Origin of the sequence: Pseudomonas sp. R1-15 (assembly GCF_051132085.1) — a bacterium.
Taxonomy (GTDB): Bacteria; Pseudomonadota; Gammaproteobacteria; order Pseudomonadales; family Pseudomonadaceae; genus Aquipseudomonas.
Genome location: NZ_CP071660.1, coordinates 5,630,738 through 5,653,406, shown reverse-complemented (window position 1 = coordinate 5,653,406; position 22,669 = coordinate 5,630,738). Strand labels below are relative to the sequence as shown.

General features: G+C 61.9%; 20 protein-coding genes, 1 pseudogene and 1 riboswitch. Of the genes and pseudogenes, 10 read left to right on the top strand and 11 right to left on the bottom strand.

Translation table 11 applies throughout. From position 1 onward, the window contains the following. The first annotated feature begins 48 nt into the window (after positions 1 to 48). Complete coding sequence (gene trhA, locus J3P97_RS25540; RefSeq protein WP_305498208.1) at positions 49 to 666, top strand: PAQR family membrane homeostasis protein TrhA; 618 nt, start codon at positions 49 to 51, stop codon at positions 664 to 666. Here trhA and J3P97_RS25535 read toward each other — a convergent pair. Continuing rightward, positions 654 to 1,577 (bottom strand): LysR family transcriptional regulator, encoded by a 924-nt coding sequence (locus J3P97_RS25535; protein ID WP_434673019.1) that lies wholly within the window; start codon positions 1,575 to 1,577, stop codon positions 654 to 656. The two genes, trhA and J3P97_RS25535, sit on opposite strands and share 13 nt — an antisense overlap. A gap of 105 nt (positions 1,578 to 1,682) precedes the next feature. Here J3P97_RS25535 and J3P97_RS25530 point away from each other — a divergent pair, with 105 nt between their 5' ends. Both J3P97_RS25530 and J3P97_RS25525 read left to right on the top strand, forming a co-directional pair. Continuing rightward, a complete protein-coding gene (locus J3P97_RS25530; protein ID WP_434673018.1) occupies positions 1,683 to 2,924 on the top strand; it encodes a D-amino acid dehydrogenase in 1,242 nt (413 codons plus the stop codon). Between the two features lie 23 nt (positions 2,925 to 2,947). Further along, positions 2,948 to 3,850 carry a transporter substrate-binding domain-containing protein gene (locus tag J3P97_RS25525; RefSeq protein ID WP_434673017.1) on the top strand — a complete coding sequence of 301 codons (903 nt, stop codon included), beginning with the start codon at positions 2,948 to 2,950 and terminating at the stop codon, positions 3,848 to 3,850. A 137-nt stretch (positions 3,851 to 3,987) separates the two neighbouring features. Here the strand turns inward: J3P97_RS25525 and J3P97_RS25520 are convergent, their stop codons facing one another. Both J3P97_RS25520 and J3P97_RS25515 read right to left on the bottom strand, forming a co-directional pair. After that, a complete protein-coding gene (locus tag J3P97_RS25520) occupies positions 3,988 to 4,707 on the bottom strand; it encodes a 16S rRNA (uracil(1498)-N(3))-methyltransferase (protein WP_434673016.1) in 720 nt (239 codons plus the stop codon). Positions 4,708 to 4,889: 182 nt separating this feature from the next. Continuing rightward, positions 4,890 to 6,296 carry an adenosylmethionine--8-amino-7-oxononanoate transaminase gene (locus tag J3P97_RS25515; protein WP_434673015.1) on the bottom strand — a complete coding sequence of 469 codons (1,407 nt, stop codon included), beginning with the start codon at positions 6,294 to 6,296 and terminating at the stop codon, positions 4,890 to 4,892. A gap of 222 nt (positions 6,297 to 6,518) precedes the next feature. Between J3P97_RS25515 and J3P97_RS25510 the strand changes: the two genes are divergently transcribed. Then, complete coding sequence (locus tag J3P97_RS25510) at positions 6,519 to 8,279, top strand: flavin monoamine oxidase family protein (RefSeq protein ID WP_434673014.1); 1,761 nt, start codon at positions 6,519 to 6,521, stop codon at positions 8,277 to 8,279. A 669-nt stretch (positions 8,280 to 8,948) separates the two neighbouring features. On the opposite strand, the gene J3P97_RS25505 is transcribed toward J3P97_RS25510, so the two are convergent. Beyond that, a complete protein-coding gene (locus J3P97_RS25505; RefSeq protein WP_434673013.1) occupies positions 8,949 to 9,455 on the bottom strand; it encodes a hypothetical protein in 507 nt (168 codons plus the stop codon). Between the two features lie 364 nt (positions 9,456 to 9,819). Between J3P97_RS25505 and J3P97_RS25500 the strand changes: the two genes are divergently transcribed. Together J3P97_RS25500 and J3P97_RS25495 are read left to right on the top strand one after the other, a co-directional pair. Continuing rightward, on the top strand, positions 9,820 to 10,371 hold the full coding sequence (locus J3P97_RS25500) for a cytochrome b (RefSeq protein ID WP_305498213.1): 552 nt from the start codon (positions 9,820 to 9,822) through the stop codon (positions 10,369 to 10,371). 32 nt (positions 10,372 to 10,403) lie between these two features. Further along, a complete protein-coding gene (locus J3P97_RS25495; protein ID WP_305498214.1) occupies positions 10,404 to 10,985 on the top strand; it encodes a YceI family protein in 582 nt (193 codons plus the stop codon). Positions 10,986 to 11,273: 288 nt separating this feature from the next. Here the strand turns inward: J3P97_RS25495 and J3P97_RS25490 are convergent, their stop codons facing one another. The 4 genes and pseudogenes from J3P97_RS25490 to ahcY form a co-directional block, all read right to left on the bottom strand. Beyond that, complete coding sequence (locus J3P97_RS25490; RefSeq protein ID WP_434574071.1) at positions 11,274 to 13,148, bottom strand: DEAD/DEAH box helicase; 1,875 nt, start codon at positions 13,146 to 13,148, stop codon at positions 11,274 to 11,276. A 231-nt stretch (positions 13,149 to 13,379) separates the two neighbouring features. Next, positions 13,380 to 14,191: pseudogene (locus J3P97_RS25485) on the bottom strand (substrate-binding periplasmic protein); the annotation flags it as partial. A gap of 134 nt (positions 14,192 to 14,325) precedes the next feature. Next, positions 14,326 to 15,171 (bottom strand): methylenetetrahydrofolate reductase [NAD(P)H], encoded by an 846-nt coding sequence (gene metF, locus J3P97_RS25480; RefSeq protein ID WP_434571231.1) that lies wholly within the window; start codon positions 15,169 to 15,171, stop codon positions 14,326 to 14,328. Positions 15,172 to 15,340: 169 nt separating this feature from the next. Continuing rightward, positions 15,341 to 16,750: an adenosylhomocysteinase gene (ahcY, locus tag J3P97_RS25475; protein ID WP_434602096.1), complete on the bottom strand. Its 1,410-nt coding sequence runs from the start codon at positions 16,748 to 16,750 to the stop codon at positions 15,341 to 15,343. A gap of 23 nt (positions 16,751 to 16,773) precedes the next feature. Next, positions 16,774 to 16,880: riboswitch (S-adenosyl-L-homocysteine riboswitch) on the bottom strand. 189 nt (positions 16,881 to 17,069) lie between these two features. Here ahcY and J3P97_RS25470 point away from each other — a divergent pair. Both J3P97_RS25470 and J3P97_RS25465 read left to right on the top strand, forming a co-directional pair. Beyond that, positions 17,070 to 17,471, top strand: a complete 402-nt coding sequence (locus J3P97_RS25470; RefSeq protein WP_030137870.1) for an acyl-CoA thioesterase — start codon at positions 17,070 to 17,072, stop codon at positions 17,469 to 17,471. Between the two features lie 187 nt (positions 17,472 to 17,658). Then, positions 17,659 to 18,543, top strand: coding sequence for a formate/nitrite transporter family protein (locus tag J3P97_RS25465; RefSeq protein WP_305498226.1), 885 nt, complete (start codon positions 17,659 to 17,661; stop codon positions 18,541 to 18,543). Here J3P97_RS25465 and J3P97_RS25460 read toward each other — a convergent pair. After that, on the bottom strand, positions 18,494 to 19,663 hold the full coding sequence (locus J3P97_RS25460; RefSeq protein WP_434602095.1) for an MFS transporter: 1,170 nt from the start codon (positions 19,661 to 19,663) through the stop codon (positions 18,494 to 18,496). The two genes, J3P97_RS25465 and J3P97_RS25460, sit on opposite strands and share 50 nt — an antisense overlap. Before the next feature lie 285 nt (positions 19,664 to 19,948). On the opposite strand from J3P97_RS25460, the gene J3P97_RS25455 reads away from it, so the two are divergent. Continuing rightward, complete coding sequence (locus tag J3P97_RS25455; protein ID WP_249877090.1) at positions 19,949 to 20,332, top strand: MAPEG family protein; 384 nt, start codon at positions 19,949 to 19,951, stop codon at positions 20,330 to 20,332. Between the two features lie 135 nt (positions 20,333 to 20,467). Here the strand turns inward: J3P97_RS25455 and mltA are convergent, their stop codons facing one another. Further along, positions 20,468 to 21,655: a murein transglycosylase A gene (gene mltA, locus J3P97_RS25450; RefSeq protein WP_434560362.1), complete on the bottom strand. Its 1,188-nt coding sequence runs from the start codon at positions 21,653 to 21,655 to the stop codon at positions 20,468 to 20,470. Between the two features lie 122 nt (positions 21,656 to 21,777). Between mltA and J3P97_RS25445 the strand changes: the two genes are divergently transcribed. Beyond that, on the top strand, positions 21,778 to 22,227 hold the full coding sequence (locus J3P97_RS25445) for a c-type cytochrome (protein WP_434560364.1): 450 nt from the start codon (positions 21,778 to 21,780) through the stop codon (positions 22,225 to 22,227). A 15-nt stretch (positions 22,228 to 22,242) separates the two neighbouring features. On the opposite strand, the gene J3P97_RS25440 is transcribed toward J3P97_RS25445, so the two are convergent. Next, positions 22,243 to 22,638 (bottom strand): DUF1090 domain-containing protein, encoded by a 396-nt coding sequence (locus tag J3P97_RS25440; RefSeq protein WP_434560366.1) that lies wholly within the window; start codon positions 22,636 to 22,638, stop codon positions 22,243 to 22,245. Positions 22,639 to 22,669: the final 31 nt, after the last annotated feature.

The window sequence follows — 22,669 nt, the reverse complement described above, 5'->3', positions numbered from 1 at the left end:
GCCAGGCCTGAGCCTTGGCGCCAAATTCGTAATAGGGGGTGGATCTGGATGTATCACGGGGAACGACTCAACGCCTGGACGCACCTGGTGGGCGCGGTCGCCGCGTTTATCGGTGCGGTGTGGCTGCTGGTGATCGCCGGGATGGCCGGCGATCCGTGGAAGATCGTCAGCGTGGCAATCTACGGGTTCACCTTGCTGGTGCTCTACAGCGCATCGACGGTTTATCACAGCGTGCGCGGGCGCAAGAAAGAGATCATGCAGAAGGTCGATCATTTTTCGATCTACCTGTTGATCGCCGGCAGCTACACGCCGTTCTGCCTGGTAACGCTGCGCGGGCCGTGGGGCTGGACGTTGTTCGGGATCGTCTGGGGGCTGGCGGTGATCGGTATCCTGCAGGAAATCAAGCCGCGTTCCGAAGCGCGGATCCTCTCGATCGTCATCTATGCGGTGATGGGCTGGATCGTTCTGGTGGCGGTCAAACCGCTACTGGCGGCGCTGGGCAGCGCCGGGTTTGCCTGGCTGGCCTCGGGAGGCGTGCTGTATACCGTCGGCATCATCTTCTTCGCGCTCGACCATCGCCTGCGCCACGCCCATGGCATCTGGCACCTTTTCGTCATCGCCGGCAGCCTTTTGCATTTCGTGGCGATTCTGTTCTACGTGCTTTGAGCGGTCGCAAACAGGCGATCAAGTTGCGCCTGGGCCTGGCTGGCGACAATTTCCAGCAGGGCCCCCACGGTGTGGGGCGGGGCTTCATTGGCGCGGGTTACGGCGTACAAGGCAATGGGCAACGGCGGCGACAATGGCCTGATAGCCGTACGGGCGCGTGAAGCCCCCAAGGCGGTAAACGGGTCGATGACCGCCAGCCCGGCGCCGGATTCGACCATGGCCCGGGCCAGTGAGTACGTCTGTACGGCAATGCTCACTCGGGGTGGAGGTTCCACTGACTTGAGGTAGCCATCCAGCCTGGCGGACAGCGGGTCGGTGCTGGACAAGCCGATCAACGGCGCGCCGGCCAGCTCCTGCAACGGCATAGGCGTGCCGATCACCGCTTCGGGCCAGTGACCGCTCGGTGCCAGGGCTACCAATACGCCGCTGGCAAGGGGCTCGGCCTTGAGGCCTGGGTGATCGGGCAATTGCAAACTCAGGGCTACGTCGATCTCGCGCATCAGCAGGTTTTGTGTCAGTTCGCGGCTGTGGGCGCTGGACAACTCGCAGACGATGTCCGGGTAGCGTCGGGTCCATTGATGGATTGCCGCCGGCAATAGCGACAAGGCCAGGGCCGGTGTCGCGCCGATCCGCAGGCTGTGGCCCGGCTCGCGCCGCAGGCTCTGGGCGAGGCGCCGGACACCTTGCAGGCTCTCGCTGACCTTGTCGACTTCGCGCTCCAGCTCCAGCGCTTCGGGGGTGGCCTGCAACTTGCCGCGCACCCGCAGGAACAAGGCAAAGCCCAATTGCTGCTCGGCATGCTGCAATACCTTGGTCACCGCCGGCTGGGAAACGTGCAGCAACTGGGCGGCGCCGCTGATGGAGCCGGTCTGGCGAATCGCCTGGAAAATCTCGATATGACGAAGGCGCATGGCGTGCCTATAACCTTTGTTTATAGGAGGCTCATCTTTATTCATTGTTCGAGCGCTGTCACCTGGCCCTAACCTCGGGTCATTCGAAACGGATGTGAGGCGGACATGGCTCAGCGGGTATGCATCATTGGCGGCGGCGTGGTCGGCCTGGCGACGGCTTACGCGCTGGTCCGCGATGGGATCGACGTCACGCTGGTTGAGGCGCGGGATGCGTTGGGCAGCGAGACCAGCTTCGCCAATGGCGGCCAGTTGTCCTATCGCTACGTCACGCCGCTGGCTGACGCCGGGGTGCCCTGGCAGGCCTTGGGCTGGATGCTGCGCGGTGACTCGCCGCTCAAGCTGCGGCCACGCCTGGACCCGGCCCAGTGGCGCTGGATGGCAGCGTTCATCGCCGCGTGCCGGACTTCGGTCAACCGGCGCAACGGCGCCCACCTGCTGCGCCTGGCGCTGTTGAGCCAGGCGACCTTGCAGGGCTGGCGCGAACAGGACCACCTCGACGGCTTCGAGTGGCGGTGCAACGGCAAGCTGGTGACGTTTCGTGACGCGGGGCATTTCCGGCGCGCGCGGCAGGGGTTGGCGGACACTGCCTCTCAGCAGGTGCTTGGCCCCGCCGAGTGCGCGACCCTGGAACCGGCCCTGGCCGGCGTGCCGTATGTAGGCGGGATCTACACACCGGATGAGGAGGTCGCCGACTGCCATGGGTTCTGCCAGCAATTGGCGGCACGTTTGCGCGCTTCGGGGCGCTGCGAGTTCGTGTTGGGGGAGCCGGTCAGCGCCATCGAACACGCCAATGGCGCGGTGCAGGCCATCAACCTGGGCGAGCAGCGTGTGGAGGTCGAGCACCTGGTAATCGCCGCCGGCCACCGCAGCGCCGCGCTCGCCTTGCCCGGCGTGCGGATGCCGCTGTATCCGCTCAAGGGCTACAGCTTGACCGTGCCCATTGGTCGCGAGCATCAGGCGCCGGAGTTGAGCATCACCGACTACGACCGCAAGGTTGTCTATGCGCGGATCGGCGAACAATTGCGAATCGCGGCGATGGTCGACATCGTCGGCTTCGACCCGACGCCGGACCCCAAGCGCCTGGCCTTGATCAAGCGCCAGGCCCTGGAAACGTTTCCCCAGGCTGGGGATTATTCCCATGCCATCGAATGGGCCGGCATGCGCCCGGCGACCCCCAGCGGCGTGCCGCTTATCGGCGCCACCGGCTACCGTAACCTGTGGCTCAACCTGGGCCATGGGGCCTTGGGTTTTACCCTGGCGTGTGGCAGCGCTCGCGTGCTCAGCGAGCTGATCCGCCAGCACACACCTTCCATCGACCTGCAGGGCCTCACGCCCCGCGCCGCCTGACCCACCCGCAACGGAGAACAACAATGCAGAAAATCACGTTGATCGGCTGTACCCTGAGCCTGCTGCTCGGCGCCCAGGCTTTTGCCAATGAAGCGCCTCCGGCCGGCACGCTGGAAAAGATCGCCAGCAACAAAAGCATCACCCTGGGCTATCGCGACGCCTCGGTGCCGTTTTCCTATGTCGGGGACAACAGCGGCAAACCGATGGGGTATTCGGTGGAGCTGGCGGGCAAGATCGTCGAGCGCATCAAGCAGCAACTGGCGTTGCCGCAACTGAACGTGAAGTACAACCTGGTCACCTCCCAGACCCGCATTCCACTGGTGCAGAACGGCACCGTGGATCTGGAATGCGGCTCCACCGGCGTGACTGCCGAGCGGCAGAAGCAGGTGGCGTTTTCCTACGGTTTCATTTACGTGAAGGGCCAGTTGTTAACGGCCAAGGACAGTGGCATCCACAGCTTTGCCGACCTGCGCGGCAAGAACGTGGTGACCACCGCCGGCACCACCAACGAGCGGTTCCTGAAGAGCTACAACCAGGACAACAAGGCCGACATGTTCATCATCAGCGCCAAGGACCACGGCGAGTCCTTCCAGATGCTCGAGACCGGCCGGGCGGCGGCGTTCTACATGGACGATGCGCTGCTCTACGGCGAACGGGCCAAGGCCCGCGACCCGCACAAGTGGGTGGTGGTGGGGCAGGAGCAATCGCGGGAAATCTACAGCTGCATGGTGCGCAAGGACGATCCGCAATTCCTGGCGCTGGTCAACGCGACCCTGGCCGATTTGTACAAGTCGGGGGAGATCAACGAGATCTACGACCGCTGGTTCCAGAAACCGATTCCACCCAAGGGCCTGAACCTGGAATTTCCGATGACCAGCGAGTTGAAGGCGATCATTGCCAAGCCGACCAGCGAGCCGGTGCAGTAGCCCGTCCAGACATCCAAGATCCCTTGTGGGAGCGAGCTTGCTCGCGATAGCGCCGGATCAGTCGGCATCGATATTGACTGACCCACCGCCATCGCGAGCAAGCTCGCTCCCACAGGGGGATAGGGCGACATCTGATTTCAGAAATCCCCCCACAACTGCTGCGCCACCGCCAACGCCACCACTGGCGCGGTTTCGGTGCGCAGCACGCGGGGGCCGAGGCGGGCGGCTTGGTAGCCGGCGGCTTTGGCCTGCTCGACCTCGGCATCCGACAAGCCGCCCTCGGGGCCGATCAGGAAGGCCAGTGTGGACGGTTTGTCATGGCTGACCAGCGGCTCGGCCACCGGGTGCAGTACCAGTTTCAGCTCAGCCTCGGCCTGCTTTAACCAGTCCGCCAGCAACAGCGGCGGGTGGATCACCGGCACGGTCGAGCGCCCGCACTGTTCGCAGGCGCTGATCGCTACCTGGCGCCAGTGCAGCAAGCGCTTGTCGGCGCGCTCGTCCTTGAGGCGCACTTCGCAGCGCTCGGTGAAAATCGGGGTGATCTCGCTGACCCCCAATTCCGTGGCCTTCTGGATCGCCCAGTCCATGCGCTCACCCCGGGACAGGCCCTGGCCGAGATGAATGCGCAAGGGCGACTCGGCCTGCCCGGCAAATTGCTCGTCGAGCTGCACGCGCACGCGCTTCTTGCCGACCTCGGCCAGGGTGCCGCGAAACTCCTGGCCGGAGCCATCGAATACTTGCACCGCGTTGCCCTCGGCCATGCGCAGCACCCGGCCTATGTAGTGGGCCTGGGCTTCGGGCAGCTCGTGATCGCCGAGGCTCAGGGGGGCATCGATGAAGAAGCGGGAGAGTCTCATGTTTTGTTCTCTACACAATCGGATTGCGCATTGCTGCGTGGTCGGGGGCTTTGCGGTGAGCAAGCTTTTTTGGCGAGGGAGCTTGCTCCCGCTGGGCTGCGAAGCGGCCCCATTCTTGCGATTGCTGCGCAATCGAGCGGGAGCAAGCTCCCTCGCCACGGAGAATTTCGTTCACAGACGTATCAGCCCGGATCGCGATACCCCGGGTGAAAATCCTTCGGCACCGCCACGCTGACCTTGTCCCGGGTGGCGATATCGATCCCTTCGCTGGCAACTTCCGCGAGGAAATCGATCTGCTCCGGCGTAATGACATACGGCGGCAGGAAATATACAACGCTGCCCAGCGGCCGCAGCAGGGCGCCGCGCTCCAGGGCATGCTGGAACACGGCCAGGCCGCGCCGTTCCTGCCATGGGTACGCGGTTTTGCTCGCCTTGTCCTTGACCATCTCGATAGCCAGGACCATGCCGGTCTGGCGCACTTCGGCCACGTTCGGGTGGTCGACCAGGTGGGCGGTGGCGCTGGCCATGCGCTGGGCCAGGGCCTTGTTGGTTTCGATGACGTTGTCGTCTTCGAAAATATCCAGGGTCGCCAGCGCCGCCGCGCAAGCCAGCGGATTGCCCGTGTAGCTGTGGGAATGCAGGAAGGCACGCAGGGTCGGGTAGTCGTCGTAGAACGCGCTGTAGACCTCATCGGTTGTCACGCACGCCGCCAGCGGCAGGTAGCCGCCGGTCAGGGCCTTGGACAGGCAAAGGAAGTCTGGCGTGATACCAGCCTGTTCGCAGGCAAACATCGTCCCGGTGCGGCCGAAGCCGACCGCGATTTCGTCGTGGATCAGGTGCACGCCATAGCGGTCGCAGGCTTCACGCAACAGCTTCAGGTACACCGGGTGGTACATGCGCATGCCGCCTGCGCCCTGGATCAGCGGTTCGACGATCACCGCCGCCACCGTGTCGTGGTGCTCGGCCAGGGTTTGCTCCATGGCCGCGAACATGTTTCGCGAATGTTCTTCCCAGCCCATGCCTTCGGGGCGGTGGTAGCAGTCGGGGCTCGGCACCTTGAGCGTGTCCAGCAACAACGCCTTGTAGGTTTCGGTGAACAGCGGTACATCGCCCACCGACATCGCCGCGATGGTTTCGCCGTGGTAGCTGTTGCTCAGGGTAACGAAGCGTTTCTTGTCGGGCCGGCCGCGATTGATCCAGTAATGAAAGCTCATCTTCATCGCCACTTCGATGCAGGACGAGCCGTTATCGGCATAGAAGCACCGGGTCAGGCCTTCGGGCGTCATCTTCACCAGGCGTTCGGACAGCTCGATCACCGGCTGGTGGCTGAAACCGGCGAGAATCACATGCTCAAGCTGATCGACCTGATCCTTGATGCGCTGGTTGATGCGCGGGTTGGCGTGGCCGAACACATTGACCCACCAGGAACTCACCGCATCAAGGTAGCGCTTGCCTTCGAAGTCCTCAAGCCACACGCCTTCGCCGCGCCGGATAGGAATCAGCGGCAGTTGTTCGTGATCTTTCATCTGGGTGCAGGGGTGCCACAGCACGGCAAGATCGCGCTGCATCCACTGGTTATTCAGGCCCATGTACAGTCTCCTCGAGGCGGCTCGCGGCGGGCGCGGGCAAAACAATCGCGCAAGCCTATGCAATGGCGGGCCGGGGAACAACCCATTGTGTCGTCCCCACCCGTTTCAGTGAGGTGATAGACGTCGCTGGCGGCGTTTTGATGGCTGACGTATTCTTCGCCGTTCCCGGAGCCGACTGGCTCGAAAAACCGAAAATTCTTACGCAATTCCGGAGTTCGCTGAATGTCTGCTGGTTGGCTGCGCGCCTGTGCGCTGGTGATGATAGGGCTGTTCAGCGTTTCGGCGCTGGCCAAGGACAAACAACCGACGGCCATCGTCATCGGCGGCGGGTTGGCCGGGCTCACGGCGGCCTACGAGTTACAGAACAAGGGTTGGGCCGTGACCCTGCTGGAAGCCAAACCGAGCCTGGGCGGCCGTTCGGGCATGGCCACCAGCGAGTGGATCGGCAACGATAAGGTCCAGCCGGTACTGAACAAGTACGTTTCGACCTTCAAGCTGAGCACCACGCCGGCGCCGGAATTCGTGCGCACCCCTAGCTACCTGATCGACGGCACCTATTTTACTGCCGCCGACCTGGCGACCAAGCAGCCAGCCACGGCCGAGGCGCTCAAGCGCTACGAAACCACCCTGGATGATCTGGCCCGTTCCATCGACGACCCACTGAACCCGACGGCTACCAGTACCTTGCACGCGCTCGACCAGATCACCGTGTCCAACTGGCTGGACCGCTTGCAATTGCCGGCGACCGCCCGACAGTTGGTCAACCAGGAAATCCGCACGCGCTATGACGAGCCGTCGCGCCTGTCGTTGCTGTATTTCGCCCAGCAGAACCGCGTCTATCGCGGCGTGTCCGACCGTGACCTGCGCGCCTCGCGCCTGCTCGGTGGCAGCCCGGTATTGGCCCAGGCATTCGTCAAGCAACTGAAAACCATCAAGACGAGCTCGCCGGTGTCGGCCATTTCCCAGGACAAGGACGGCGTCACCGTCAAGGTCGGCAGCGTCGGTTACCAGGCCGACTATGTTGTACTGGCCGTGCCCTTGCGAGCATTGAACAAGATCCAACTGACCCCGGCCCTGGATGCCCAGCACCTGGGTGCGATCAAAGGCACCAACTACGGCTGGCGCGACCAGATCATGCTCAAGTTCAAGACCCCGGTCTGGGACAGCAAGGCACGCATGTCGGGCGAGATCTACAGCAACGCCGGCCTGGGCATGATGTGGATCGAGCCAGCCATGAAGGGTGGCGCCAACGTTGTCATCAACCTGTCCGGCGACAACGCACGGGTGATGCAGGCCTTCGGCGACAAGCAGATGGTCGACCAGGTGTTGATCCGCCTCCACGCGTTTTATCCACAGGCGCGCGGTGCATTCACCGGTTATGAAATCCGCCGCTACAGCACCGACCCTGCCATGGGCGGCGCGTACCTGGCGTTTGGTCCGGGCCAGATCAGCAAGTACTGGCGCCTGTGGGAAAAACCATTGCAGCGCGTCGCCTTTGCCGGCGAACACACCGACGCGCTGTACCCAGGCACCCTGGAAGGCGCACTGCGCAGCGGCCAGCGCGCCGCCAGCCAGGTTGAAGACCTGGCGGCGGGCAAGTCGTTCGAACCACCGAAAGTCGCCCCGGCCGCAGCAGCTGCCGCCGGAGCGGTGGCGGCGAAGAAAGGCAACTTCTTCAGCAACCTGTTCGGCGGCTCGGATGATGACAAGAAGCCGGAGCCGGCCAAGGCTCCCGAGCCGGTAGCGCCGCCTCCAGCGCCGGCACCGGCCCCCGTCCCAGCCCCTGCGCCGGTGGAACCACCCGCGCCGGCGCCGGCGAAGACCGAGCCAGCCAAGAAAGCCACGGCCAAGCCAGCGGCGAAGAAGCCGGCGGCCAAGGCCCCGGTTAAAAAGGCCCCGGCCAAGGCACCAGTGAAAAAGGCTGAGCCAGTGAAGAAGCCCGCCGCCAAACCGGCGGCAACTACTGAGACGAAGGCTCAGTAACGTCAAGTGGAAAGAACGCTGCCGTTTACTTAAGGCAATCAATAAACCCGTGGCGAGGGAGCTTGCTCCCGCTGGGCCGCGAAGCGGCCCCAAACCCTCCCAATGCGGAACATCAGACACACCGCACCCGCCGGTTTGCGACTGCTTCGCAGCCGAGCGGGAGCAAGCTCCCTCGCCACGGGTCGATCATTACGCCGACGTCCCGCATGTCTCGACGATATATCGGAAACTTCCCACCCTTTAACCGGAAGCAGCCGATAGAGCTCGCCGGGCCATGCGTTCAGGCTCCTTGAAAAACAGGAGTGCGTATGAAAATACTGATGGCAATGGTCGTATCGATTTCGCTGTACGGGTGTGTGTATGGTGAATGTCGGGATCCCCTGATGATTCCGATGGTTCCGGAACGGGACCCTCAGTTGGCGTACAAATGCACCTTTGATCCATACAAGCCTGAGTGCTCGGTTAATTGATAATTCAAAGCGTTGGACGCGTAGAACTGGAGCAACATATGAAACCGGTGGCGGCATTAATATTATTGATCATGCTCTTCGGCAGCGGCTGTACAGATGGCCGTATGATACTTAAAAAACACGATCCTCAATTGTCGTACAGATGCGATATGGATCCTTACAGGCCTGAATGCGCCAATACTTGATTTTTGGGAAGCCGCTACAGGGGTGGTAGTGAAAAAGACCAAGTGTAAACCTCCACATCCTCGAACCAGATCTTGACCCGTTTTGGTTTCGAAAAACGTCCCGGGACGAAGCCAAAGCGGGCCCAGCAGAGGTTGCCTGTTCGCTTGTCAAAAATGACCAGATTGCCATCGTCCTGCATGATCATGCAGGTGTTGAACCAAAGAGATTTGTCTGCACTGTGGGTACTTTCGGCGATCCATAAACGCCGTCGGGACGGATCATAAAGAAAGCCGCTGTTGCTAACGACAAGTTGTAGAGGCTCACGCATTTTTTTTGGATACAACGTGACGCTGTAAGGTTGTTTGTCACCAGCGGTCCAAACAATTGCCTCGCCGTCCTTGATTACCAAGTCCCCATCGGCCTGCAATATCAATCGGAACCGCCCGTTGCTGGATTTCAGGTATTGCCCCGGGGACATCGTTTGATTTGGTGGCAGTTGCGGCGAGCCGCTAGCTTTAAAAGGGGTATAACGAACAGCCATTTTGTTCACCTTGTTCAATGATTTATTGAGGGCTCATTTAATCAGGCAGCAAAAAGAAAATGACTATACATATATATTGCACGGCAAAATATCTAAGCGAGCTTGCTCTTCCCTGGGTATCGAGCAGGCAGCAGATATAGCCTGACAGGCGTTTTTTGGAGCGAGCCTGCTCGCGATGAGGCCCTCCGGCCAAGCTGATGTCCTGGCTCCCCCGCCATCACGCAGCGCATCCGCTTTAATCTTTCCTTAACGCACCCGTCCCAGACTGATGATCGTATTTCTCGATATTTCAAAGCGAAATTTTCCGCTTTAATTCGATAGATAACTCGCTAGTCTTGGTCACAGTTTTTACAGGATATGAGCAATGCAGCTACGCAACTCTTCTTCTCGCTATGGCTGGGTCAGCATCGTTTCGCACTGGGCCGTTGCCTTGGCGGTGTATGGGCTGTTCGCGCTGGGCCTGTGGATGGTCGGGCTGGATTATTACAGCACCTGGCGCAAAGACGCGCCGGACATCCACAAGAGCATCGGCCTGGTGCTGTTGGCGGTGATGGTGCTGCGAGTGATCTGGCGTTTCGTCAGCCCGCCGCCACCGACCCTGGAAACCTATGGCCGCCTTACACGCGTCGGCGCCAGGATTGGTCATAGTGCACTGTATCTCGGGCTGTTCGCCGTGATGATCGCCGGTTACCTGATTTCCACCGCAGACGGTGTCGGGATCTCGGTGTTTGGTTTGTTTGAAGTACCCGCGCTGGTGTCCGGACTGCCCGATCAGGCAGACGTCGCCGGCCAGATCCACTTCTACCTGGCATGGGCGCTGGTAATTTTTTCCGGCCTCCATGCGTTGGCAGCATTGAAGCACCACTTTATCGACCGTGACGCGACCCTCAAGCGCATGCTGGGACGCCAAGCCTGATGTTCAACCTCGACTCCAAAGGAATAGAAAGCATGTTGAAAAAGACGCTCGCCGCCCTGGCAATCGGTTCTGCCCTGCTGTCCGCCGGCCAGGCCATGGCCGCAGACTACGTGGTCGACAAGGAAGGCCAGCACGCCTTCGTCGACTTCAAGATCAGCCACCTGGGCTACAGCTACATCACCGGTACCTTCAAGGACATCGACGGCAAGTTCAGCTTCGACGCCGCCAAGCCTGAAGCCAGCAAGATCGAATTCAACGTCAACACCGCCAGCGTGTTCACCAACCACGCCGAACGTGACAAGCACATCGCCAGCGCTGACTTCCTGAACGCCAGCAAATTCGGCAAGGCCACCTTCGTGTCCACCAGTGTCAAGTCCACCGGCGCAAACACCGCCGATGTGACCGGTGACCTGACCCTGCTGGGCGTGACCAAGCCGGTCGTGGTCAAGGCAACCTTCCTGGGCGAAGGCAAGGACCCATGGGGTGGCTACCGTGCCGGCTTCGAAGGCACTACCACGATCAAGCGTTCCGACTTCGGCAAGCAGAAAGACCTGGGTCCGAAATCCGACGTGGTCGAGCTGTACGTGACGTTTGAAGGTGTTCAGGCGAAGTAACTTTCGCGCCTGACAAAAAACGCCGCTGGTCTTGGGATCAGGGGCGTTTTTTATTGCATGGATTCTGGTATTCCAGAACATTCTTTGAGAGCTTGTCTCCACAAGATTTGTGAACACCACTAAGCCACTGTGGGAGCGAGCCTGCTCGCGAAGAGGCCGTGACATTCAGCATCCTTGTCAGTTGTGACACCGCTTTCGCGAGCAGGCTCGCTCCCACAGGGGGTCCAGCTCTTAATAAAAAATGCCCCGGGTCGCGAGAACCGGGGCATTTTTCATGGCTTGGAAAACTCAGCGATTGCGTGTCAGCAAGGCCGGTTTTTCGCCGCGTGGACGGCTTGGCAATTGGTCCAACTGTTCAGGCGTCGGGAAACGATCGACTTTCGATTCCTTGTGCATGATTTTCGGCTGGTTGCCACGCGGGTTCTGCACGGCAGGTTCCTGACGAGGCTGGTCATCATCACGTGCCGGGCGGCGTGGACGGGACTCTTCGCGGCGGGCCTGGCCGTCACGTGGGGCGCCATTACGCGGACCGCTGCGCTTGCCTGGCGGAGTGCCGGTGGACGAGCCGTTGCTGTTGCGCGGTCCGTTCTGGCGACCCTGTGGCTGGCCACCGCGGGGTGCGCCGGCACCAGCGCCTGTTGCCGGGGCGCCCGGACGGCGACCGCGACCCTGGGCCGGTTTCTGCTGCGGCACGTAGTCCACGCGGTTACCGAAGTTATCGACATCGTCGTCGAGGAATTCGTCCGGGGCGCGGTCGGCGGCCGCGGCGCGAGGCGCAGGGCGTTGCTGCTCACGGGCCGGAGTGCCTTCGCGGGGCTTCTGCTCGCGGGCTGGGCGTTCGCCGCGACCGTTGCTGTTGCTGGCCGATTTTTCCTTGCCCTTGTCCTTGCCTTTGTCCTTACGACCGCCGCCACCACCGCCGCCATTCGGGCCGTCGCCGCGCGGGCCACGAGGATTGCGCGGGTTGCGCACATCCGGACGCTCACGCACTTCAGGCTTCTCGGCCTCGATGGTGCTGGCATCAAAGCCCATCAGGTCGCCGTCAGGGATTTTCTGCTTGGTCATGCGCTCGATGCTTTTGAGCAACTTCTCTTCATCCGGCGCGACCAGGGAAATCGCCTCGCCCGAACGACCGGCCCGGCCGGTACGGCCGATACGGTGAACGTAATCTTCATCGACGTTCGGCAGCTCGAAGTTGACCACGTGAGGCAACTGGTCGATATCGAGGCCACGGGCGGCGATATCGGTGGCCACGAGGATGCGCACTTCGCCGGCCTTGAAGTCGGCCAGGGCCTTGGTACGGGCGTTCTGGCTCTTGTTACCGTGGATCGCCACAGCTGGCAGGCCGTGCTTGTCCAGGTATTCGGCCAGGCGATTGGCGCCGTGTTTGGTGCGGGTGAAGACCAGGACCTGTTCCCAGGCGCCCGTGGTGATCAGGTGGGCCAGCAGGGCACGCTTGTGGCTGGCCGGCAGGCGGAACACGCGCTGCTCGATGCGCTCGACCGTGGTGTTCGGCGGCGTGACTTCGATGCGTTCCGGGTTGTGCAGCAGCTTGCCGGCAAGGTCAGTGATGTCCTTGGAGAACGTCGCCGAGAACAGCAGGTTCTGGCGCTTGGCCGGCAGGCGGGCCAGCACTTTCTTCACGTCATGGACAAAACCCATGTCGAGCATGCGGTCGGCTTCGTCCAGCACGAGGATTTCCACGTGGGACAAGTCGACGCTGCCCTGGCCGGCCAGGTCCAGCAGGCGGCCGGGGCAGGCCACCAGGACATCGACGCCACGGGCCATGGCCTGGACTTGCGGGTTCATGCCGACGCCGCCGAAGATGCAGGCGCTGACGAACTTCAGGTCACGCGCGTAGACCTTGAAGCTCTCGTGGACCTGGGCCGCCAGTTCGCGGGTTGGGGTCAGGACCAGCACGCGGGGTTGGCGCGGGCCGTGACGCTGGGATTTGTCCGGATGACCGTTGGGGAACAGCCGCTCCAGGATCGGAAGGGCGAAACCGCCGGTTTTACCAGTACCTGTCTGTGCGGCGACCATCAGGTCGCGACCTTGCAACACGGCGGGGATGGCCCGCTGTTGCACCGGGGTAGGCTGGGTGTAGCCGGCGGCTTCGATGGCGCCGACTAAAGCCTCGGAGAGACCGAGGGAAGCAAAGGACATGAGTAATCCTGTTTTTAGTGAGGGCCTGGCCCAATGGGATAGTCTTGCCTGGCGCAAATGACGGTCATTGGAAGACGTCATCCCGTCCGGTCCTGCCGGGTCTGGAAGACGGGTCCGGACAGGGCTCGCGCGGGCTGGAAGCTGCGCTGTAGCGGTGTCGGGATGCCTTTTGCAAGACCGGGCGTCCGGGCGTGAGCCTGGCGGGAAGGCCCGAGTATAACAGAGCAATCGCCGCGCGCCGCTTTCCTGCTGCTCAACGGTGTATTTCAGTGGGGCGCCGGGTCTTGCGGTGCCGCCTTGCCGGCCGGATCGGCACCATAGCGGGCGCTCAGCTCGGCATAGGCCGGTTCGCGCTTGAAGCGCTTGAGTTCAGCGCCGAAGCGCTGCACCAGCAAATCCATGCCGGCGCTGCGCCGTACCGCCAGGTATTGGCTTTGACGGCTCACGACCGTGGGATTTTCGCTGATCTGGTCACCCAGTTGCAGCGCCTTGAGCACATGCCGGCCCACTCGGCGGTCGGTGATGAGCAGGTCGATCCGGCCCAACTGCAACTTGCCGAAATTGGCTTCGTGGGTGGGCGCGGTTTCCCGCTTGAACCGGGTCGATTCCCTGAACGCCTGGCTGTAAAGATAACCCGGAGACGTACCGACTGTCAGTCCGTCGAGCTCATCGAACGTGCGAAACGGATGGGGCCGGGCGTTGGCGTAGAACATCACGAACTCGACGTCCGACAGCGGTTCGCTCGGGTAGAGCAGCAGGGAGTCGCGCTCCTCGCTGCGAAAGATATCCAGTGCACCGTCTGCCAGCCCCTGTTCCAGCATCGCCAGGCAACGCTTCCATGGCAGGAACTGCCATTCGACATCAACGCCCAGACGCTTGAACACTATGGCGGTGGTTTCATAGTCCAGGCCCAGGGCCTTGCCGTTCTCCTCATAGACGTAGGGCGCCCAGGGTTCGGTGACGATGCGCAGCTTCTCGGCCCGGGCGCAAACGCTCAGGCACAGGAGTAACAGGACGGTCAGGAGTTGGGCAAAGACGGGCATTGCCTGAGGTTACGATGAGAGCTCATCAAATAGCTAGAGCGCTCTGGCTCGCGGGTTGGTTGCCCTTTGCCTGCAAGGCGCATGAAAAAGGCCCGGGTTTTCACCAGGGCCTTTGCGTACCGGCACTTCAGTGCCTAGCGCGGCAGCTTGAGGTTGTTCCACACAGCGAGGCTCGGCTCGGCCTGGTTCAACGTGTAGAAGTGCAGGCCCGGCGCGCCACCTTGCAACAGTCGTTCACACATCTGCGTGATGACCTCCTCACCGAAGCGTTGGATGCTGGCCGTGTCGTCGCCGTAGGCTTCCAGTTGCTTGCGGATCCAGCGCGGGATTTGCGCGCCGCAAGCATCGGAAAAACGCGCCAGTTTGCTGTAGTTGGTGATCGGCATGATGCCCGGTACCACCGGAATGTCGACACCCAGCTTGCGCACACGCTCGACGAAGTAGAAGTAGCTGTCGGCGTTGAAGAAATACTGGGTGATTGCGCTGTTGGCGCCGGCGTTGGCCTTGCGCACGAAATTGCTCAGGTCGTCTTCGAAATTGCGTGCTTGCGGATGCATTTCCGGATACGCGGCGATTTCAATATGAAAGTGCTCGCCGGTCTCCTGGCGGATGAACTCGACGAGCTCGTTGGCGTGGCGCAGTTCACCGCTGGCCATGCCCATGCCCGAAGGCAGGTCGCCGCGCAGGGCGACGATACGCTTGATGCCAGCGGCCTGGTATTGGGTCAGCAGGCTGCGCAGGTCATCCTTGCTGTCGCCCACGCAGGACAAGTGCGGAGCGGCCGGGACTTTGACTTCGCTTTCAAGCTGCAGCACGGTATTCATCGTGCGGTCACGGGTCGAACCGCCGGCGCCATAGGTGCAGGAGAAAAAATCAGGGTTGTAGCCTGCCAGCTGTCGGGCAGTGGCAATCAGTTTTTCATGCCCAGCATCGGTCTTCGTCGGGAAGAACTCGAAGCTGTAGCGACGTTCTTGGGACATGGTCATATCCTTGGAAACTCGTAGGCCGGTGAGGCGCTCGGGCTCTTTGTGGGAGCGAGCTCGCTCGCGATTGGCATCGCCTCGGTCCGGCAGCTGGACCGAGGTGTCTGCATCGCGAGCAGGCTCGCTCCCACAAAGGAGCCGGCTCCCGCAGGGGGAGCCGCGCCGATCAGTAGCGGTAGGCGTGCGGCTTGAACGGGCCTTCGACGGTCACGCCGATGTAGTCAGCCTGTTGCTTGGTCAGCTTGGTGACCACGCCGCCGAAACCGCGGACCATTTCCAGGGCCACTTCTTCGTCGAGCTTCTTCGGCAATACTTCCACCGTCAGGCGCTCGGCTTTCTGGGCCGGCGACAGGTCGGCGTATTTCTGGCCGAACAGGAAGATCTGGGCCAGGACCTGGTTGGCGAACGAACCGTCCATGATGCGGCTTGGGTGACCGGTGGCGTTGCCCAGGTTCACCAGGCGGCCTTCGGCCAGCAGGATCAGGTAGTCATCGTTCTGCGGGTCGAAGCTGCCGGTACCGGTGCGGTGAACCTTGTGTACCTGTGGCTTCACTTCTTCCCACGCCCAGTTCTTGCGCATGAAAGCGGTGTCGATTTCATTGTCGAAGTGACCGATGTTGCAGACCACGGCGCGCTTCTTCAGGGCCTTGAGCATGTTGGCGTCGCAGACGTTGACGTTGCCGGTGGTGGTCACGATCAGGTCGATCTTGCCCAGCAGTGCCTTGTCGACGCTGGCTTCGGTGCCGTCGTTGTTGCCGTCGATGAACGGCGAAACCAGTTCGAAACCGTCCATGCAGGCCTGCATGGCGCAGATCGGGTCGACTTCGGACACCTTGACGATCATGCCTTCCTGACGCAGGGACTGGGCCGAACCCTTGCCCACGTCACCGTAGCCGATCACCAGGGCCTGCTTGCCGGACAGCAAGTGGTCGGTGCCGCGCTTGATGGCGTCGTTGAGGCTGTGACGGCAACCGTACTTGTTGTCGTTCTTGCTCTTGGTCACCGAGTCGTTGACGTTGATGGCCGGGATCTTCAGCTCGCCCTTGGCCAGCATGTCCAGCAGGCGGTGGACGCCGGTGGTGGTTTCTTCGGTCACGCCGTGGACCTTGTCCAGCACGGCCGGGTATTTCTTGTGCAGCAGCTCGGTCAGGTCGCCGCCGTCGTCGAGGATCATGTTGGTGTCCCATGGCTGGCCATCCTTGAGGATGGTCTGCTCCAGGCACCACTCGTACTCTTGCTCGGTCTCGCCTTTCCAGGCGAAAACCGGGACGCCGGCAGCGGCGATCGCGGCAGCGGCCTGGTCCTGGGTCGAGAAAATGTTGCAGGACGACCAGCGCACTTCGGCACCCAGGGCAACCAGGGTTTCGATCAGCACGGCGGTCTGGATGGTCATGTGGATGCAGCCGAGGATTTTTGCGCCCTTCAATGGCTGTTCGCCAGAGTATTTGCGGCGCAGGCCCATCAGGGCCGGCATTTCGGATTCGGCGATGATGATTTCGCGACGGCCCCAGGCAGCCAGGGACATGTCGGCGACTTTGTAGTCGGTAAAAGCTGCAGGCGTGATAACAGCGCTCATGAAGAGCCTCCATTCGTAATGTATGCGAATGGGCGCCGTTGTGCGTTTAGTGCCAGTGCGGGGAACCCCGTACCAGCAACGCCCCATCCGAGCCTGACAGGTCGAGCCTGCTGCAGCGCCCCTCGGACAGGTGGCGGGAACGACCCAAAGCGTGGGCCGATGAAACGGGGGCGATTATAACGGGCTAAGCGGATCTTCCAAAGGGTTTCTGTCGGCAAATCAAAAATGCCGATGATCGTCATAGGGGCGGCGACGTAGAGCCTGCCCGCCGGGTCTGCCATGATGCCGGCATTCATCGGCCAGACGCTCAGGAGTGAACATGAATTTCCACACCCGCAAATGGGTCAAGCCCGAAGACCTCAACCCCAACGGCACGCTGTTCGGTGGCAGCCTGCTGCGCTGGATCGACGAAGAGGCGGCGATCTATGCCATCGTCCAGCTCGGTAACCAGCGTGTGGTCACCAAATACATCTCCGAAATCAACTTTGTCAGCGCCTCGCGCCAGGGCGACATCATCGAACTGGGTATCACCGCCACCGAGTTCGGCCGCACGTCCATCACCCTGACCTGCGAAGTGCGCAACAAGATCACTCGCAAGAGCATCCTGACGGTGGAAAAGATGGTTTTCGTCAACCTCGGCGAAGACGGCTTGCCCGCGCCCCATGGCCGGACCGAGATCAAGTACGTCAAGGATCAGTTCAAGGACGATACCGTCGAATAGGGTCGGCGTTGTGTTCTTCGCGAGCAGGCTCGCTCCCACATTGGATTAGTCCCCACCGCCGGTTCCTCTGTGGGAGCGAGCCTGCTCGCGAAGGCGGCATTACCGGCGCCGGTCATTTCCTGGCACCACTGAACAGCTCCGAGCGCCGCGTGTCGTAGGTACATCACGCCACTGGTTCAGGAGCTGTATGGACACTCATAAAGACGGCAAGACCCCTGACCTCTCGGCAGAGGAGCAGCACGAGGTCGACCGCAACCAGCCGCCACGGGCGGCGGTATTGCATGAAATCATTCGCACCCAGGGTGATCAGGAGCTGGAGCGCAGTGTCGCCGCCCTGTGGTGGTCGGCCCTGGCGGCCGGTTTGACGATGGGCTTGTCGCTGATGGCGATGGGGCTGCTCAACTCCCGGTTGCCGGACCATGAAGGCTTCAAGGTCATCGCCAGTTTTGGCTACTGCGCCGGCTTCCTGGCCGTGATCCTCGCGCGGCAGCAGTTATTCACCGAAAACACCCTGACGGCGGTGCTGCCGATCATGAGCAAACCCACGCTGGGCAACTTCGGCCGGTTGTTCCGGTTATGGGGCGTGGTGCTGGTGGGCAACCTGTGCGGCACCTTGCTGGTGGCCTATGTGATGCTGCACCTGCCGATCTTTGACCGGCGCACCGACCTGGCCTTTCTGGAGATTGGCCGCAAGGTGATGGAGAACGACGCCGGCCAGATGTTCGCCAAAGGCATCATTTCCGGCTGGATGATCGCAACCATGGTGTGGATGATCCCCTCCATGGAGAACGCCAAGATGTGGATCATTGTCCTCATCACCTACCTCATGGCGCTCGGGGATTTCACCCACATCGTCGTGGGATCGGCCGAGGTGTCTTACCTGGTGTTTGCCGGGCAGCTGTCGTGGGAGGACTTCTGGATGGTGTTCGCCGCGCCGACCCTGGCGGGAAACATCATCGGCGGCAGCTTCATCTTTGCTCTGATCAGCCACGCCCAGGTGCGCAGCGAAACCAATACGCCCCTCAGTCGGCAAGGTCTGCCGCCGCGCCGACGTGACGTTGCCGATAAATGAAGTAAAGCGCGGTCAGTACGGTGAGCCCGCCGACCAGGGCGCCGGTCCACGGCAAATCGGCGAGGTCGGCGCCGCTGGCGACCACCAGGCCGCCGATCCAGGCGCCGGCCGCGTTGCCCAGGTTGAAGGCGCTCTGGTTCAGGGTCGAGCCCAGGTTGGGGGCTTCGTGGGCCTGGTCGATGATCAGCAATTGCAGGATCGGGCACAGGGCGAACGCAAAGACGCCCCACAACACCAGGGTGATCGCCGCCGGAATCACCGATTGGCTGGTCTGGCTGAACGCGGCGAGCACCAGCACCACGGCCAGCGCCATGCCCACCAGGGACGGCAGCAAGCGCCGGTCAGCCAGGCGTCCGCCCAGGAAACTCCCCGCCGTCAGGCCTACGCCGAATAACAACAGCATGACGGTGATGCCGTGGGGACTCACGCCAGTGATGTCCTGCAGGATCGGTGCGATGTAAGTGAACACGCTGAACAGGCTGGTCGAAGCCAGCACGCTCATGCCCAGCGCCAGCAGCACATTGGCCTTGCCCAGCACCTTGAACTCACTGGCGAGGTTGGCCTTGTCCATGGGAATTTCCTTGGGCAGCCACACCCATTGGGCGATGGCTGCAATCACGCCGATGACCGCTACCGCCCAGAACGTCGATCGCCAGCCGGCGTATTGACCCAAGGCCGTGCCCAGCGGCACGCCCAGCACATTCGCCAGGGTCAGGCCGGTGAACATCATTGCAATCGCCTGGGCCCGTTTGTTCGGTGCTACCAGCCCGGCGGCCACCACCGACCCGATGCCAAAAAAGGCCCCGTGACAGAGCGCGGTAATGACTCGGGCAGCCATCAGCGTGACGTAGTTCGGCGCGAGGGCGCAGAGCACGTTGCCGAGAATGAACATCAGCGTCATGCCCAGCAGCGTGGCCTTGCGCGGCATGTTCGCGGTGCCGATCGCCAGGATCGGTGCGCCGAATACCACCCCCAGCGCATAGCCGGTAATCAGCAGCCCGGCGTGGGGAATGCTTACGGCCAGGTCACGGGCGACATCGGGCAACAGCCCCATGATGACAAATTCAGTCGTGCCGATGCCGAAAGCGGCGACGGCCAAAGCAAGCAAGGCGAGTGGCATGCGCAAGGTCTCTGTCTGTAGTCTTGACGCTCTGATCAGGCATACGCATGCCGATGCCTTGGTTCGAATGAACGGGCAGCAGCAGAATTATTGGAATTGATCTATGCGCAACTGAGTGCGGCGTGGTCGGGTGCAGTATAACGGTGGTGGTGCTTTTCGGCATGCGCTAGCTGAAAGAACCTTTCGGCCGGCCGCGACTCTTAGCCTGCGGGCTGGCATGCTGTGATGAAGCTCTGGCGCTGCTTGACGCTCGATTCTCGATAAAACTCAATAAGGAAATGCGGTATGACGGTAGCCCTGTGGTGCGTTTTGATTGCTTTTATCCTGCCTTACCTGTGTATCGGCATCGCTAAGGCCGGCGGCAGATACAGATTGCAAGATAACCACGACCCCCGGGATTTTCTCGACTCGCTCGAAGGCGCTCCCCGCCGTGCCTACGCCGCGCAATTGAACAGCTTTGAAATCGCCCCGTTTTTTGCCGCCGCCGTGATCGTCGCGCACCTGGCCGGCAATGCCGAACTGGTCACCATCAATGTGCTGGCGGTGCTGTTCATCACCAGCCGCCTGCTCTACATCATTTGCTACCTGGCGGACTGGGCGATCCTGCGTTCGCTGGTGTGGTTCGTGGGGGTAGGGTTGGTGCTGAGTTTCTTCTTTGTTTCGGTCTGAGGCTGTTTGTTGAATATTTGATATTTGTGCGGGCCTCTTCGCGAGCAGGCTCGCTCCCACAGTGGATCCCAGTGAATCCGGACCCCATGTTGGAGCGAGCCTGCTCGCGAAGGGATTGCACTGTCAGCTCATTCCTCAAGGATTGGCGCTGACCGCATTCGCCACCTGTGGCACTTGCGGCAGTGCCATGCCCTTCGGCCACAACATCCAGATCTGACCTTGCTGTTTCATGTCTCCGGCCAGTTGCCCGGCCGCGTCCCCAGTGCCCCAGAACAGATCCGCTCGGACTTCGCCCGAGATCGCGCCCCCTGTGTCCTGGGCGGCGACGGGACGGTTCAGGGCGCTGCCATCGGGGCGAGTCGTCGACAGCCACAGCAGGCTGCCCAACGGAATCACCTTGCGATCCACCGCCACGCTGTAGCCGGCGGTAAGCGGTACATTCAACGAGCCTCGCGGGCCTTCGTTGCTGTCGGGGTTGCGGTTGAAAAACACATAGCTGGGGTTGCTGCCCAGCAACTCGGGGATCCGCTCCGGATGGGCCTTGGCCCAGGCACTGATGGTGCCCATGGTCACGTCTTCTTTTTTCAGCTCGCCCTGTTCCACCAGCCAGCGGCCGATGGGCCGGTAGGGGTGGCCATTCTGGTCGGCATAACCGATGCGCAACTGGCGGCCGTCATCGAGCCGGATGCGTCCCGAACCCTGGATCTGCAGGAATTGCAGGTTCATCGGGTCGGTGAGCCAGGCGATGACCGGCGCCTTCACGCCGTTGGCCTCGATGGTGCTGGCGTCGTCGTAGGGTTTCAGCACGCGGCCTTCGAGACGCCCGCGCAGGCGCTTGCCCTTGAGCTCCGGGTAGAGGCTGTCCAGCGCCACGACGATCATGTCTTCAGGCACACCGTAGACCGGGATATTCGCCGTGGCGGTCTGCGTGAGGCTGCCGGGATAGACCGGCTCGTAGTAGCCGGTAATCAGGCCGTTGGGGCTGTTTTCGCCCGAGCGCAGGCCATAGACGTCGAGGTTCTGTTTCAGGAAATTGCGTACAGCCGCGGCGGTTTGCGGCACATTGGCCGCCGCCGCGCAGGTCGGCCCCCAGGCCGCATCGGCCTTGAGGCGGGTGCAGGCGCTGCGCCAGGCGCCGAAGCCGGCCAGCAGGTCTTCATCGGCTACCGACGGAAGTGCCTCCCAGGGCGCGCTGACGTAGGTGGCGAGGGCATGAGTCTGAGGCTCCTCGACCTTTTCGCCGCGGTTGCAGCCGGCCAGCAGTGCAATCAGCGGTAAGGTCAACGCCAGGCCCGTGCGCCAGGACTTGAAGCGGCTGTTCATGATATTTCCTTTGCGGTCGTCCAGGCGCTGTCATGCGCCTGGCACCCGTATTGTTGATAGGGCCATTGGTGTTTTCCGACGACCCGGGGATACTAGCGGTCGTTTTCTGTCCAGAGGCCAAAATGTTTGTAAGACGCTTTTCCATGGCAGTGCTGGCCTGCCTGATGCTGTCCGCCTGTGGTGGTGTCGATCCCAACTCGCCATTGGGCCAGCGCAAGACGATTTTCAAGCAGATGCTCAAGACCAACGAAGAGTTGGGTGGCATGTTGCGTGGTCGTGTCCCGTTCGATGGCGCGCGTTTCGCCGAAGGCGCGGTGCAACTGGATCAACTTTCCCATGAACCGTGGAAACATTTTCCGCAGGTGCGTGAGCAGGATCACACCAGTGCCCGGGACGAAGTCTGGCAGAAGCAGGCGCGTTTCCAGGAACTGGCCCGCAGTCTCGAAGCGGCGACCGCCGAGTTGGTGACCGCCAGTCGGGTCCAGCCCTACCGGGCCAGTAACCTGGGGCCGGCGGTGCAGAAGGTCGAGGATGCGTGCAGTGCCTGTCATAAGGAATTCCGGGACTATTGAAACCCATCCCGGTGCTCATTTATCCAGCTCGTCCACCGCTTCCTGCAGCTCCTTGCGGGACGCCGCCAACTTGTCCTTGCGCTTGTTGATTCTCTCCGCGTCGCCTTTTTTCATGGCCTTTTCCAGGTCGGCCTGACGGCGACTGACTTCATGCTTGGCCTCCAGCACCTTGTTTTCACGCTCCTTGCGCAGGGAAGCATCGGTGCAGTGGGTGGTGACTTCGGCCAGGGCTGTTTCCAGCCCGGCCTGCTGGTCCTGATTGCCTCGGGACCTGGCCAGTTCGATCTGGTTGATGATGCCTTGGCGCTTGGCTGCGCAACCGGTCAGTTCCGGGCTCTGTTCATCCGCCATCAAGGGGGCGGCCATGGCACCGCATAAGGCCAGCAGGGCAACGGGGTACAGGAAATTCATAGCAACTCCGTATAAAAACTCACGAGCGGTC

What these genes read in the sequence shown, in the direction of transcription:
- J3P97_RS25520 (WP_434673016.1), bottom strand. Translation starts at nt 4,707, where the DNA reads ATGAGACTCTCCCGCTTCTTCATCGATGCCCCCCTGAGCCTCGGCGAT.
- J3P97_RS25445 (WP_434560364.1), top strand. Translation starts at nt 21,778, where the DNA reads ATGTTTGTAAGACGCTTTTCCATGGCAGTGCTGGCCTGCCTGATGCTG.
- J3P97_RS25465 (WP_305498226.1), top strand. Translation starts at nt 17,659, where the DNA reads ATGGACACTCATAAAGACGGCAAGACCCCTGACCTCTCGGCAGAGGAG.
- J3P97_RS25525 (WP_434673017.1), top strand. Translation starts at nt 2,948, where the DNA reads ATGCAGAAAATCACGTTGATCGGCTGTACCCTGAGCCTGCTGCTCGGC.
- J3P97_RS25535 (WP_434673019.1), bottom strand. Translation starts at nt 1,577, where the DNA reads ATGCGCCTTCGTCATATCGAGATTTTCCAGGCGATTCGCCAGACCGGC.
- J3P97_RS25530 (WP_434673018.1), top strand. Translation starts at nt 1,683, where the DNA reads ATGGCTCAGCGGGTATGCATCATTGGCGGCGGCGTGGTCGGCCTGGCG.
- J3P97_RS25470 (WP_030137870.1), top strand. Translation starts at nt 17,070, where the DNA reads ATGAATTTCCACACCCGCAAATGGGTCAAGCCCGAAGACCTCAACCCC.
- metF (WP_434571231.1), bottom strand. Translation starts at nt 15,171, where the DNA reads ATGTCCCAAGAACGTCGCTACAGCTTCGAGTTCTTCCCGACGAAGACC.
- J3P97_RS25500 (WP_305498213.1), top strand. Translation starts at nt 9,820, where the DNA reads ATGCAGCTACGCAACTCTTCTTCTCGCTATGGCTGGGTCAGCATCGTT.
- J3P97_RS25460 (WP_434602095.1), bottom strand. Translation starts at nt 19,663, where the DNA reads ATGCCACTCGCCTTGCTTGCTTTGGCCGTCGCCGCTTTCGGCATCGGC.
- J3P97_RS25490 (WP_434574071.1), bottom strand. Translation starts at nt 13,148, where the DNA reads ATGTCCTTTGCTTCCCTCGGTCTCTCCGAGGCTTTAGTCGGCGCCATC.
- J3P97_RS25455 (WP_249877090.1), top strand. Translation starts at nt 19,949, where the DNA reads ATGACGGTAGCCCTGTGGTGCGTTTTGATTGCTTTTATCCTGCCTTAC.
- J3P97_RS25495 (WP_305498214.1), top strand. Translation starts at nt 10,404, where the DNA reads ATGTTGAAAAAGACGCTCGCCGCCCTGGCAATCGGTTCTGCCCTGCTG.
- J3P97_RS25505 (WP_434673013.1), bottom strand. Translation starts at nt 9,455, where the DNA reads ATGGCTGTTCGTTATACCCCTTTTAAAGCTAGCGGCTCGCCGCAACTG.
- mltA (WP_434560362.1), bottom strand. Translation starts at nt 21,655, where the DNA reads ATGAACAGCCGCTTCAAGTCCTGGCGCACGGGCCTGGCGTTGACCTTA.
- J3P97_RS25510 (WP_434673014.1), top strand. Translation starts at nt 6,519, where the DNA reads ATGTCTGCTGGTTGGCTGCGCGCCTGTGCGCTGGTGATGATAGGGCTG.
- ahcY (WP_434602096.1), bottom strand. Translation starts at nt 16,750, where the DNA reads ATGAGCGCTGTTATCACGCCTGCAGCTTTTACCGACTACAAAGTCGCC.
- J3P97_RS25440 (WP_434560366.1), bottom strand. Translation starts at nt 22,638, where the DNA reads ATGAATTTCCTGTACCCCGTTGCCCTGCTGGCCTTATGCGGTGCCATG.
- J3P97_RS25515 (WP_434673015.1), bottom strand. Translation starts at nt 6,296, where the DNA reads ATGGGCCTGAATAACCAGTGGATGCAGCGCGATCTTGCCGTGCTGTGG.
- trhA (WP_305498208.1), top strand. Translation starts at nt 49, where the DNA reads ATGTATCACGGGGAACGACTCAACGCCTGGACGCACCTGGTGGGCGCG.